Here is a 13,613-nt window from a genome sequence, read left to right as displayed (position 1 = left end):
TCTGAGTAAAAATCAAGATGGCCAGAATAGTATCAGATGAAGGGCCTCACCGCAGGTGAAGCCCTTTGAGAACAGGCGTTATTCAACGCTCTCTTTTTGCAACATTTTAAGCAGATCGTCCTTCAACAAGAGTTTCTGTTTCTTCAGGCGAACAATATCCAAATTGTATCCCCGGCCATCTGAACCCTCCAGCCGGGCAATCTCGTGATCAAGTTTATTGTGTTTTTCAAACAAGGACAAAAAGCGAGGATTCTCGGTTTTCAGTCGGGAAATGAGATCTCTGTACTCTGGAAACATACGCTCTCCCTGTGAGTGGCAAAAATGTGTATAGAAAATACACACAGCCAGCTTACGCATTTGGCGCAGAGAATAATGAGAACGGGATCGAGTTTAAATCGTGTACAGGTGTCAATGGCAGGAAAGGTGAAAACGGCTCCCCCACAACGGAAGAGCCGTGATAAACATTACTCGCGCATGATGCGATCGTCAACGTACCGGCGTTTGTCCGGCGCTGGCGGGAAGTAGTGATACAGCCAGGTTTCACTGATGGCATCGCCCTGGCAGCGCAGGAACAGGCGCATATCCACCGGGTCGGTAGAGTCTGAAGTGGGATACCAGTCAAACTGAATGCGATAGCCGTCGAAAGGCTCAACATAGAGAATTTCGATCTGTTTCGCTTCACCGCTGGAGAGCGTAATCACCGGCTCAATGCCCTTCGGCGCCGCCGCTTTCAGATCGCCACCCACGAAATCAATGGCAAAACGACGCGACCATTTTTCCGGGTAATGTTCGCCCGGCGCCCAGCCTTCCGGGAACCCGCCCATACCGGTACGGGTTGCCATGACACGCGCCAACGGCGAGCGTACCGGCGGTTGTGCGCTCCAGTACAGACGGTATTTGAACGACAGTTCATCCCCGGCTTTTATCGCTTTCTCCGGTTGCCAGAAGCAGACCACGTTGTCCAGCGTTTCCCCGGTGGTCGGGATCTCCATCAGGCCGATCGTCCCCTTGCCCCATTGATTACGCGGCTCGACCCACAGGCTTGGACGTTTGTTATACCAGCCCATGATGTCCTGATAGTGGGTAAAATCACGATCAAGCTGCAACAGACCAAACCCTCTCGGGTTGTTGTCGGTGTAGGCGTTGAACTGCAATTTTTGCGGATTATTCAGCGGACGGCAGACCCATTCACCGTTACCGCGCCACATGGCCAGACGGTCGGAATCGTGGATTTGCGGGTGAATGGTGTCACACATACGGCGTTCGTTATTACCGCAGCTAAACATACTGGTCATTGGCGCAATGCCCAGTTGCTGAATGTCTTTGCGGGCATAGATGTGATTTTCCACATCCATGATCACCTGCGTTTTCTCGCAATGGATCACAAACTTATAGGCGCCCGTGACGCTGGGGCTGTCTAACAGCGCGTACACCGTAAAGGTGGTATCGCCCGGCTTCGCGGTTTCAAACCAGAACGCTGTGAAATCAGGAAACTCTTCTTTCTTATCCGCGTAGGTATCGACCGCCAGACCGCGCGCAGACAAACCGTACTGGTAGGTGTCATCGACGGCGCGGAAATAGCTGGCGCCGAGGAACGACACAATATCGCGACGCGCCAGTTCCGGTGCCTTAAACGCGCGGAAACCGGCAAAACCGAGGTCGGTCTGCCCTTCCAGTTGTTTGGTGTCGACGCCCGCATCGTTGTATTTGAACAGTTCAGGGCGGAAGTGGATCTCACGCGCCTGATGCGTCCCCGCATCCACGGAGAACATCCGCACGCGACGACGGAACCCCATCCCGACATGGAAGAACTGCACATCGAGCTCGCGTCCTTCAACGTTATTCCACAGCGAGTGTTCGGCATCATACTGGATGCTGTTGTACGCTTGCGGCGTCAGATTCGCCAGCGTGTTTGGCAGTGCGCGCGGCGCGCCGCCCCACGGTTTATCGGCCAGGTCGTGCGCCATGGATTGCAGAACAGAAAAGTCAAAACGGACGGTTTGACCATCAGCAATATCGGATTCGGCCGCAAAGGCGGCGCGAGAAAAGAGAGATGCAATACCACTGGTACCGCACACGGCGGCCATTGCCATTGAACCTTGAATAAATCGTCTACGATCCATACCTGAAAGTAAGTCCTTCTGGTCGTGTGAATGGTCCCGCGCTGGTACAAAACAGCGGCAAGAGAGTGCACGTTTCTGACCGCTCACTCTAGACAAAATCGATTAATAATCCAATTGTTGCCCGCCGATAATCTGTACAAAAATGAAAATATTTTCTGTCGATCGGAACAGACTGATTCCAATGTAAAGTTAGCACAGGCGTATTACAGTGTTGAAACACGTTTATCGGCGTTAATCCAGGCTGACATGATGTTTCATCACCCGCTTAAACAGTGACATCCGCGCCCGCATAAAACGGTTTTCAACCTTAAAACCGGCAAATTTATCCAGCCCAATCCGCAACAGACGATCGCGCCCCTGAATTGAGGCAGGCCAGCGTACCGGGCCGTGCAAAACATCACAGGTGCGACTGGCGTGATGGGCGAAATTCACCCAATAATCCGCCATCTGCGAGGCAAACGCCCGATCGTTGTCATTGGCATAATAGCGCGACGGTTCCGCCAGCATCAGCGTATCAAAGACATAAGGCACTTCATTGCCATGCCAGGCCCCCTTCGCATAGGTGGCATGCTCGCTCTCTGCAACATAATCGAACCAGTACCGCCAGCAGGGCTCGCCGACCCGTTGCTGCGCCTGCATGACCACATACCCCAGCGTGGTGAACGCCATATCCCGGCACACCTGACGGCCCAGCTCTTCGTCGCCTTTAACGCCGGGATACAACAGCCTGATAAGCCCCAGACCCAGTCGACGCTCCCGGCGTAATTGTTCGATTTTTCCGGCGAGATCCACGCCGAACACCGCCATCACGCTGGCTTCATCGCTGTTTGAACCGATCAACACCGGCATGGGATGCTGTTTCCCGGCAAAAAAGACGTCGAGCATCGGTTGTGGGAGAACCGCATCGCCGGAAATGGGCGTCGGCGCAATTTTTAATGGCGCGCCAAGTGACCAGAACTGACTCGCGGGAATGGCCCGCAGTTGTTCAGCCGTCGCATTTTGCAAACCAAAATGCGCCGCCACGGCAACGCCGTTTTCGAGCGCCATCTCACGCGGCGTATCGGGCAACGTATACCCGCTCTGAATAATCGCCCGCTGAAAAAGCCCTTTGGCACGCGGCGAGGCCATTAATGAGAGGACGCTGCGCGCCCCGGCGGATTCACCAAACAAGGTGACATTTTGCGCATCGCCCCCGAACGCGGCGATGTTGTCCTGCACCCAACGCAGCGCCGCAATCTGATCCAGTAAGGCAAAATTATTGAGGCATTCGCCCTCTTCGCCGTCCAGCGCCGGATGCGCAAAAAAGCCGAGATGACCGAGGCGGTAATTGAGCGTGACCACCACCACCTCTCGTTTTGCCAGCGCTTCGCCATCGTAAGGCGGCAAACACCCGGAACCGATGGTGTAACCCCCACCATGCAGCCAGACCATAACGGGTAATGGCCGGGAGCGCGTCGCCGGGGCCCAGATATTCAAATAGAGACAATCTTCTGAAAAACGCCCCGGGTCACCGCCGCCAAGCGCTTTGCAGTACTCAATATCCTGCCAGCTTGCACAGGAGAAGGCGTTTGCCTGGCGAACGCCATGCCACGCGGGCGCGGGTTGCGGCGCACGCCAGCGCAGATCGCCTGTCGGCGGCGCAGCATAGGGGATCCTACGCCAGAGATGGATGTCGCCTTGTGCGACACCCATAATTTTCCCCTGCGGTGTTTCTGCCAGAGGGATGGAAGGGATTTTCATAACAACATCCTGAAACGATTTCTTTTACATCCCAACAGGATACCGTGTTCAGAGCAGGCCGCAACGCCGCTTGCTGCGTTCTTCCGCCTGCTGGTACAACGCAAACTCATCATTGACCGGACAACCTAATGCCTGTTCAAAGGCGTCGCGGCTGGCATTACCATGGCTTCGCGCCTGCGTTTCATTACCGAGATTGGACTGAAAAATCCCCGCCGCGCTCACCGGCAGAAAATCTTCGTAGGTAATAGGTTGCGCCACCACCCACCCGCGCTCAATCAGCGGTTGCGGATCATCCCCCGGGTGGATCGCCTGGCGATGCGCCTCGCCCGATGGCGTCAGGCGATAGCGAAACCAGGCCAGCCCCTGCTGGCGCAGGAGAAATTCGCTGTCGGGAAAGGATTTGAACACCTCCTGTAGATGAAGCTGGTGCGTGAGATTATCTTTACCTGTCCCGGCCTTTTGCAGCAGCGTGTCATACAGTTCACGGCCTTTCGGGGTCAGCGCCACGCCGCGCTGTTCGATTTCACCAAACCTCGCCGAGTGGGTTCCCTGCATTTCGCCAGCAAACAACACGGGTTCTTCCAGCGCTTTAAAACTGGTCTGGCGCAACAAGATAGGCACCTCGCGGCGTGGCGGGCCTTCAATCAAAATTTTCGGTTCGATTCCGCACTCCGGCATCATGGATTGCACCCGGTCGATGTCCAGCGTACGCGGCGTCAGGTGATTAATATGGCAGCCGGGGAAACACACCACGTCTGCAATCAGGCGGTGTTCGTTATGCAGCGCGTGGTATGTCGCCTCATCAACGGTGGCATGTCGATGCCAGCGAAACGTTTCCAGCGCTTGCTGAACAAATTCTCGCGCCTGTGCAGGGGTAAAATGGCCCTGCGCGTCAAATTCATCCAACAGTGCATGACAACGCGGGGTAAAAATATCGCGCTTTGCCAGAGTCTCCGCCGCCCGTTTTCTGAGTTCTTCGTTCTCGATGAGCTCGAGTCGCAACAGTGAGGTAAAGACGCGGAACGGATTGCGGGAGAGCGACGCATCATCAATGGGGCGAAAGGCGGTGGAATGCACCGGGACGCCCGCCTGGGAAAGATCGTAATAACTCACCGGATACATTCCCATAATGGCGAACATCCTGCGTAGCGTGGAAAGTTCCTCTGCGGTACCCACCCGAATCGCGCCGTGGCGCTCCACGTTCAGCCGCGCCAGTTCATCGGCGTTGGCCAGTTTTTCATGCAGCGTCGGGTTATTTTCCAGTACCGAGAGATTCACATCAGCGACAAGTTCCAGCAATGTGCCGTATTGCGGCACTTCCTGCTGGTACATTGCTGACATTGCCTGCGAAAAGTGTTCCCGAATCTCATCTGCCGTGATGGTGTTCGCCATAATGTCATGCCTCCAGTGAATATTACCTGGAGTGTAGAAAACGCTATTCACTCTGGGGGGAAGAATTTACGAAGTGTGATCTCGCCTGAATTCATCCCCGCCCTCGTTTATGCCATCCCAGCAAAGGGGCGATGTGCACCCGAACGGAAAATACACGGCTAAACAGGATGAAACATAAGCAAAACAAAACAGTTGTAACTTAAATGCTTTAAATGTTAATAATAATTTGCCGCTAGGTTATCAAAAACAAATAACTTTACTTGTCACCAACACTGTTTTGTTTTTAACATCTATTATGGAAAAAAATGGTTTGTTCAGTCAGCGTATTCGTTTGCGCCACCTTCATACTTTCGTAGCCGTCGCCCAACAGGGAACACTGGGGCGCGCGGCTGAAACCCTTAACCTGAGTCAACCAGCCCTCTCCAAAACGCTTAACGAGCTGGAGCAATTGACCGGAACCCGTCTTTTTGAGCGTGGACGCCTCGGCGCACAGCTCACGCTACCTGGCGAGCAGTTTCTTACCCATGCAGTGAAAGTGCTTGATGCGCTAAACACCGCAGGACAGGCGCTGAACCGCAAGGAAGGCCTTAATCATGATGTGGTGCGCATTGGCGCCCTACCCACCGCCGCACTGGGGATCCTCCCCGCCGTTATTGGACAATTTCATCAGCAACAAAAAGAGACGACCCTGCAAGTGGCGACCATGAACAATCCCATGCTGCTGGCGGGCCTGAAGTCGGGAGAAATCGATCTGGGAATTGGCCGAATGTCCGACCCGGATTTGATGAGCGGACTCAATTATGAACTGCTGTTTCTCGAATCCCTGAAACTGGTTGTGCGCCCTAATCACCCGTTGTTACAGGAAACGGTAACGCTGAGTCGCGTGACGGACTGGCCGGTTGTTGTCTCCCCTAAGGGAACCGTCCCCCGGCAGAACGCAGAAGCCTTACTGGAAAGCCAGGGCTGTAAAATGCCTTCCGGCTGTATCGAAACGCTTTCAGCGTCACTCTCGCGTCAGCTTACCGTCGATTATGACTACGTTTGGTTCGTGCCTTCCGGCGCCGTCAGGGATGATTTACGTCAGGCGACGCTGGTGTCGCTGCCGATTCCGTCTCAGGGGCCCGGTGAACCCATCGGGATCCTCACGCGGGTCGATACAACCCTTTCCAGTGCAGCACAAACGTTGATTTCAACGATTCGCAAATCGATGCCGCTCTGACGCCTCGTCTTGTCGTCTCGCTTTAGCTACCCGGTCGGTCATTCACAAAAAGTAAGGCCGGGTAAACCCCGGCCTCTGACTCAGAACGTTTCCCAATTATCGCTATGAGCTGTGGCGGGTCGCGGTGAATATGCGCCCGACACGCTTGTCCCCCGGTTTTTGCCCTGCAAACGAAACGTCCCTACGGCGTCGGTTAATCGGGCAGCCTGCGCTTCCAGAGAGGCCGCCGCCGCAGACGCTTCTTCAACCAGCGAGGCGTTTTGCTGCGTCACTTTATCCATCTCTGAAATGGCCTGGCTGACCTGCACAATACCGCGGCTCTGTTCATCAGAGGCGGCCGCAATGTTCAGCATAATGTCGGTAACCCGTTTAACCGCGGCAACAATCTCCGTCATTGTGTCGCCCGCGGCCACCACTTCACCCGAGCCTTGATCGATAAGCCTGACGGATTCGCTAATCAGTCCTTCAATCTCTTTCGCCGCTTGCGCGCTGCGACTGGCAAGGGTGCGGACTTCGCTGGCGACAACGGCGAATCCGCGCCCCTGTTCGCCCGCGCGTGCAGCCTCCACGGCGGCATTTAGCGCCAGGATATTAGTCTGGAACGCAATGCTATTAATCACCGCCGTGATTTCGGAAATTTTCTTCGAACTGGAGGCGATATTGCCCATCGTTTTCACCACGCCAGAAACCATCTGGCCGCCCCGACTGGCTTTGTCAGAGGCGTCTTTCGCCAGTGTGCTGGCATGGTGGGCGTTATCCGCATTTTGTTTCACCGTCGCGGTTAACTGTTCCATGCTGGCGGCAGTCTGTTCGATCGCCGCCGCCTGCTGTTCCGTGCGTGAAGAGAGGTCGCTATTGCCCGCCGAAATTTCACTGGTGCCGCGATAGATCTCTTCCGTGCCCTGACGAACCGTGCCGACGGTCTGAACCAGCGCGTGCTGCATTTTTTGCAGATGACGGCTCAGTCGACCAATTTCACTGCCTCCGGTGGGTTCATCCTGGAGGGTCAAATCGCCGGAGGCAATCTGTTCGATACGCCGGGCGGCGCGTTGCAATGGCTGAATCACGGTGCGGCGTAGCACGATAAACGTCATCAGGGTCAATACCAGCGCCAGGGCAAAGGCGCCAATCATAAACATCAGCCCCAACTGGCTACGCTGGTGCGCCTCGCCGCTCAGTTGGTTTGCACGTTCCGTTCGCAATTTTACCGCGTTCTGCAACGTGGCGTTATACGCGCTGTCCAGCGGCCGCGCCTGTTCATTTTCATGGTTAATAATGGCTTCGAACATGCCGTTTCTGGCGTATTTAAGCATCGGCTGCAAACCGTCGGTGTAGGCGTTAAAGCGGGTGCGTAGCGTGTCGTCCAGCGCTTCATCCGCAGGGGTTTTCACGGCGCGCGCCATGTAAGCGTTAAACCCCTCCTGCGCCAGTTTGATGCGTTTTTCCGCCTCGGCGATATTCGCTTTCATGTCCGCCATTTCGGCAATACGGCTGGCGGCGCCAGCATGGATAAGACTGATACGCGCGGTACGCAGATGGTCAGAACTATTAGATAGCCCCATACGCACCTGGATTTCATCTGTTACATCGCGTTGGTCGCGGTCGGCCTGCAACAGAAAATAGCCTGCCAGCCCCGAACTGAGCGCGAACAAAAGCAGGATGCCACCGAGAATGGAGGAAAACAGCGGAACCAGCCGGATATGATGCAAAAAGCCCAGCTTATGCGGTGCTTGCATCGATGATGTGTTGTCCATGACCGTCGACTCTCTTGTAGGTGAATGCGCAAAAACACGCCCGTGAGAGGATCATCGGCATTTTCCGACAATGGCTTACCCTGAAAAGCGCCGTACTCGTCACATTTCAGAACAATTCATTCCGGGAAATTCAGGAAAGTGCCAGCGGCGAATACCGCTGGCGGACGACTTAGTTATCGCCGAAATGGATAACGGTGCGGATAGATTTGCCCTGATGCATGAGATCGAACGCCTCATTAATCTGTTCCAGCGGCAAACGGTGGGTAATAAACGGATCCAACTGGATTTTCCCGCTCATCGCCTCTTCCACCATCCCCGGAAGCTGTGAACGCCCTTTGACGCCGCCAAAGGCCGAACCACGCCAGACACGCCCGGTGACTAACTGGAATGGACGGGTTTTGATCTCCTGACCGGCTCCCGCTACGCCGATAATAATGCTCTCGCCCCATCCCTTGTGGCAGCACTCAAGCGCGGCGCGCATCACATTGACATTACCGATGCACTCGAAGCTAAAGTCGACGCCGCCGTCGGTCAGTTCAACAATCACATCCTGAACTGGCTTGTCATGATCGTTCGGGTTGATAAAGTCAGTCGCGCCCATTTCAGCAGCGAGTTTGAATTTTTCTGGATTGGTATCGATAGCCAGAATGCGTCCGGCCTTCGCCTGTACCGCCCCCTGAATGACTGCCAGACCAATACCGCCCAAACCGAATACGGCAACGGTGTCGCCCTCTTTCACTTTTGCCGTGTTATGCACCGCGCCGATACCGGTGGTCACGCCACAGCCCAACAGACACACTTTATCCAGCGGCGCCTGCGGGTTCACTTTCGCCAGAGAGATCTCTGCGCAAACCGTATACTCACTGAAGGTACTGGTGCCCATATAGTGATAAATGGGTTCCCCGTTGTAGGAGAAACGGGTGGTGCCGTCCGGCATCAGACCTTTCCCCTGCGTGGCGCGAACGGCCTGGCACAGGTTGGTTTTACCCGACTTACAGAACTTACACTCGCCGCACTCTGCCGTGTACAGCGGAATGACGTGATCGCCAGGCTTCAGACTGGTCACCCCTTCGCCAACCTCAACGACGATGCCGCCGCCTTCGTGTCCCAGCACCGCAGGGAACACCCCTTCCGGGTCATCGCCAGAAAGCGTAAACGCATCGGTATGGCACACCCCGGTATGGGTGATTTTAACCAGCACTTCACCCTTCTTTGGCGGTGCGACGTCAATCTCAACAATTTTGAGCGGCTGGCCGGGGCCAAATGCAACTGCTGCACGTGATTTCATTTGTCTCTTCCCTTTATAGTCAGGTGATGTATTTATTTTAGATAAGCACGAAGAAGGTGGCCGATTTCAGCCATGCGCACCGCGCGCTGGTCTGGCGTGGTTTCCCCGCTGACCAGCTCATCTTTCAGGTGGATCTCGACCATCTCGCCCATCAGGCCGTTAGAGGCTCCACGCACCGCCGCGATTTGTTGCAGGATAGCCAGGCAAGGTTCGCCGGACTCCAGCGCCCGTTCCAGCGCATCAACCTGCCCGCGAATGCGACGAACGCGAGTCAGAATACGTTTTTTATCTTCAGGGGAATGCGGCATATGCCCTCCATACTATAGGGGGGTATAGTACCGTTTTAAGCAACCTTATGTAAACATTAAGTTTTCTATGGTTATCATGTATTTACCCGATATTTTCAAAAGGCGCTATCGGACATTACAGTACTTTTTACTGCCCCCAAATTGCCCCCAAACAGTATTTTGCCCCCAAAAATGCGCTCGATCCAATCCTTCACATCACAGGATTATCATCAAATTCCATCGTTCGCATATCATTCACCGCATGGGTGATAACCCCAAAAATGCCGTCACCCCATCCCACAAAGAGAAAAGCAACGCGATAAAGAACGCCGTTAATGCGCCCTGAATTGCCATTCTGTTCTCGTGTAAAAAATGAAGTACCGGCCCCCATCCCCCTGACGGGGTGTAGTTCTGCATGTTCCCTCCTGAATTGCAGACATAAAAAAACCCGCCATGCGGGTTTTAGTTTAAATAATCATTAAATGCCGTTTTAACTCGGCCCCATTCCTTTTTCAGAAGGAATTGCGAACAAGAGGTTAGTGTTCTAATTTCATCATAAAGATCCGCATAAGATGCTTCATAATCTTTTACGTCCAGACCATATGAAGCTAAAACATTACGCAATCGCTTCATTGATTCTAATATTTTGTTTGAGTCATCTTCTGTTGGATTCAACATCATTTCTATTTTGTATCTCAGACGATCGGATTCATGCTTAACATCATCTAATAGCTGCGTCGATGAAATCAACTCGCTATAGACTTTATCATATAATTTTAAATCATTCTGTGATGGATTATCACGCTCACAAATTTCTGATATGCCATCAAACGCAATTTTTTGATTTTTACAATCAGCGCTAGCAGACAGATTTTTATTTGCCAGAGCACAATATTCAGAAACAAAATCTCGGAAAGAATTTATCCATGCCTGTCTATTTGCAGAAAGAACCTGCATATTGAAATTTTTAGTGGCGATTAATAGTTGTGCATTCCTGTCCGCCTCTAGAGACTCACCTTGAGCAATTCGTTCATCTTTTAAAAATTGTTGCTGAATGCTCCTTTCATCACTCAAGAATGTTTGCTGTGCTTCCCTTTCGCGTTTTACGTTCCTAGCATTTATCCAAAATGTGACCCCGGCAATTATGGCAGGGATGACGCCACCAACCAACGCTGCTCCCGCGGTAAGCATTAACCCTTTATAATCAGTGGCAGTCTCAAGCTTCATAGTCATCTTGGGGATGTTGCTTAATGCTAGTGAAATAAATTCATTCGTATCAATTGGAACGCGAAACGGTATGCCTTGCCAAGCCATTGATGAGGGAATCATATCAGAAGTATGAGTTAGTACACCACCCGACAAACCACCCCTGGTTAGTTGGACGGCGCTATGTGCTTCCCTGTTTTTAAATTACAAAAAAACCCACGACATGATGTGGGTTGATGTAAAAATGGCATGATATCAAATTACCATACAATTTAGCCTAATTTGTTGCACTTTGCAAGTTTATGTATAAATAAAGCGCTATTTATTGTCCTTTATATGCTCTCAATTTTTTATGTAAACTATACTCTTTGTAAAAGCATCGCGTAGAGTAAGTCATATGTTGTGAGCTTTTACTCAAGTCTCTAAATTCATTTTCATTGTTGACATCATCCAAAATTGTTAGAAGTTGAGGGATGCTCATGAACATATTATCCATAAAATGCTCATCCTTTAACTCATGCAACTCGCGAGATTTCATGGTGTAATCGTGAAAAAGATCAACATATTGCTTCCAACTTGCCAATTTTTTGTTTGCTTCGTTTTCCTTAGCACTAAAGTGTACCTGCAATGATAATTTTAAAATTGTAGAAAGAATGATTTTATCTTGCAGAGCACCAAAATCATGCAAACTCAAAGAAACCTTAACAACACGTTCCCCATTGTAAGGTATCGTTACATCCTGTCCGCCATCAGTCAAAGTAAGTTGTTTGTCAGTCAGTAATACATATTCTATTTTTGCGCACTGTGATTGCGAACGCATGACACTATCAGCAAGATCTTTTATGATTTGGTAATCAGTACCTGACATTGCTTTTCTTGTTAAAGCCTTCTTTTTCATTTCGAATATAAAAATATAACCATCAGCCTTTATTAGGAGATCACAATCACCTTTGATTTTTTTATCTATAGTTCTGTAATCCCCTCTGAAACATTTCACACCACTCTGGCTTACCTGAGTATATACAAATTCTTCAATGAACTTCCCTACCGAGCTGTCTTGAGCATTATCAAAAACACCATCAGGTCTACTAATATGATTTAAAATGGTATTTAACACGGCAAGGCATGTTATTGGCTTAGGTAATGCAAGGTATACACCATGAATATCTGAAAGAGGAGATGTAACATGATCCATTGCCTCACCAGAAGGAGGAAAACCTATTTCAAAATTATTTTTCTTTGCATAAATGTCATTTATAATTCTATTGATTAAATTTAGCTGCAACCCACTTTTTTTGCTGATTTTCGATTTGGTGATCTGTGCGATGTATTTTGGATTTGAAGATTCAATAATAGCGAGCCCTACTTTTATAACATCATTTAAATTAAAACCAAAGCTCGCAATACTCTCCTGTCTCCAATGTTTTTCTACAGCATTGATTATCTTAGAAGCATATTTACTGTTCAGTTGGAAAAATGAAATCAAATTATCATAGAGCACATTTTCTTGAAGAAACTCAACCGCTTTGATATTATCTACATATATAGACTCCCAAACAATATACGGTTGTATTTCAAAAGTAGTAACAAGGTCAGTTATGAACTGCAAAAACAAATTAAAATTATCAACATTTTTTTGCCCGGTTGTTTTCGGTCGTCGATTAAGGTTTTTTTCGCCCAGAGCTATTAAATACCCCCATGGGATCTCTGGTTTAATGTAGTCCACTCCTTGAGTAGTCTTTCTATAAATATGGAATCTTTCCTGCGAAGGTTCATATATAGTTTCCAGCATGCGGAACGTGTAATCAAGTATTGATATACCACCAATTTTTTCTATGAAACCGTCGATAATCTGAAGCACCAAATCATAAGAGCCCTTATCAATGAAAATATTGCCATTTTCAAAATCAAAAGAAATGCCTTGCTCAGAAAGTCTTCTACAAGCCTTTGAAAATTCTATTTCTTTATTGTAAGTAACCGGATAATCCTCTTCAACTCTAAAAAAATGTGACGTATTTTTAGTGCTCAAAGCCACTTCAATGATCTTATCCCAATCATTGAATTCATCCTTATTGGGAAAATTTATGTCTTTATTTACACCTGAATGACTTCTAGAAGCATCAAATATAACTTCCAAAACATTTAGGTATGGCTTCGGATTACTATGATTGACCACACTATCGAATATAATGCGCTTTATTAGGTCTCTACTTTTTCTCCTAACTACTTCAGCATAACCATTGCAGCACTCCCCTATTAGGAGATAGGCATCATCTGTGCTTCGCTCAATAACATTTCCATTTGATATAATAGCGTCGCACAAATTTCTAAACCCATTAATATCCATATAATCACCTTTAAACTAATAAGCTGTCTGATTTTTATTTAATATCCTACAACTATAATATCACAATCATTATTTCTCTTGTTAATATCCGTAATCATAACTCAACGTGAAAAATCATAAATACATGATTCTAAATCGATATCGACGGATCCAACAGTTATAGCAGCAACTTTACATCATGTCTATCCGTTAGAGCAACCTGCAAAAAAACTGCTTTTAAACAGCGTTTAAAGCAGTCGTTTTGAATGATAGCTACC

Annotated in this window: 11 protein-coding genes; 1 reads left to right on the top strand and 10 read right to left on the bottom strand. The window is 49.9% G+C overall.

Annotated features, from left to right (window positions below):
• Window positions 1–78: 78 nt before the first annotated feature.
• The 4 genes from ACO7SM_RS10835 to hglS all read right to left on the bottom strand — a co-directional run bounded on the left by ACO7SM_RS10835 (window position 79) and on the right by hglS (window position 5,255).
• Entirely contained in the window at window positions 79–297 is a 219-nt protein-coding gene (locus tag ACO7SM_RS10835; protein ID WP_192612273.1) for an HP1242/YdcH family protein, read from the bottom strand.
• Window positions 298–464: 167 nt separating this feature from the next.
• On the bottom strand, window positions 465–2,123 hold the full coding sequence (locus tag ACO7SM_RS10830; RefSeq protein ID WP_490470798.1) for a glucan biosynthesis protein D: 1,659 nt from the start codon (window positions 2,121–2,123) through the stop codon (window positions 465–467).
• 231 nt (window positions 2,124–2,354) lie between these two features.
• On the bottom strand, window positions 2,355–3,863 hold the full coding sequence (locus tag ACO7SM_RS10825) for a carboxylesterase/lipase family protein (protein WP_490470797.1): 1,509 nt from the start codon (window positions 3,861–3,863) through the stop codon (window positions 2,355–2,357).
• Window positions 3,864–3,911: 48 nt separating this feature from the next.
• Window positions 3,912–5,255 (bottom strand): 2-oxoadipate dioxygenase/decarboxylase HglS, encoded by a 1,344-nt coding sequence (gene hglS / locus ACO7SM_RS10820; RefSeq protein WP_490470796.1) that lies wholly within the window; start codon window positions 5,253–5,255, stop codon window positions 3,912–3,914.
• 295 nt (window positions 5,256–5,550) lie between these two features.
• Here hglS and ACO7SM_RS10815 point away from each other — a divergent pair, with 295 nt between their 5' ends.
• On the top strand, window positions 5,551–6,474 hold the full coding sequence (locus tag ACO7SM_RS10815; RefSeq protein WP_490470795.1) for a LysR substrate-binding domain-containing protein: 924 nt from the start codon (window positions 5,551–5,553) through the stop codon (window positions 6,472–6,474).
• Window positions 6,475–6,554: 80 nt separating this feature from the next.
• Here the strand turns inward: ACO7SM_RS10815 and ACO7SM_RS10810 are convergent, their stop codons facing one another.
• The 6 genes from ACO7SM_RS10810 to ACO7SM_RS10785 all read right to left on the bottom strand — a co-directional run bounded on the left by ACO7SM_RS10810 (window position 6,555) and on the right by ACO7SM_RS10785 (window position 13,356).
• Window positions 6,555–8,228, bottom strand: a complete 1,674-nt coding sequence (locus ACO7SM_RS10810) for a methyl-accepting chemotaxis protein (protein WP_490470794.1) — start codon at window positions 8,226–8,228, stop codon at window positions 6,555–6,557.
• A 169-nt stretch (window positions 8,229–8,397) separates the two neighbouring features.
• Complete coding sequence (locus ACO7SM_RS10805; RefSeq protein WP_490470793.1) at window positions 8,398–9,516, bottom strand: S-(hydroxymethyl)glutathione dehydrogenase/class III alcohol dehydrogenase; 1,119 nt, start codon at window positions 9,514–9,516, stop codon at window positions 8,398–8,400.
• A 32-nt stretch (window positions 9,517–9,548) separates the two neighbouring features.
• Window positions 9,549–9,824, bottom strand: coding sequence for a metal/formaldehyde-sensitive transcriptional repressor (locus ACO7SM_RS10800; RefSeq protein WP_003833178.1), 276 nt, complete (start codon window positions 9,822–9,824; stop codon window positions 9,549–9,551).
• Between the two features lie 234 nt (window positions 9,825–10,058).
• Window positions 10,059–10,220, bottom strand: coding sequence for a hypothetical protein (locus ACO7SM_RS10795; RefSeq protein WP_490470792.1), 162 nt, complete (start codon window positions 10,218–10,220; stop codon window positions 10,059–10,061).
• A gap of 45 nt (window positions 10,221–10,265) precedes the next feature.
• On the bottom strand, window positions 10,266–11,165 hold the full coding sequence (locus ACO7SM_RS10790) for a hypothetical protein (protein WP_490470791.1): 900 nt from the start codon (window positions 11,163–11,165) through the stop codon (window positions 10,266–10,268).
• 166 nt (window positions 11,166–11,331) lie between these two features.
• The gene (locus ACO7SM_RS10785) at window positions 11,332–13,356 is read right to left on the bottom strand and encodes a hypothetical protein (RefSeq protein WP_490470790.1); all 2,025 of its coding nucleotides are present in this window, start codon (window positions 13,354–13,356) and stop codon (window positions 11,332–11,334) included.
• Between the last annotated feature and the right edge of the window lie 257 nt (window positions 13,357–13,613).

The sequence above is a fragment of the Citrobacter sp. LJND-P06 genome (assembly GCF_058188415.1).
The sequence above is the reverse complement of the archived record's forward strand: the minus strand, read 5'-3'. Positions and strand labels throughout refer to the sequence as shown.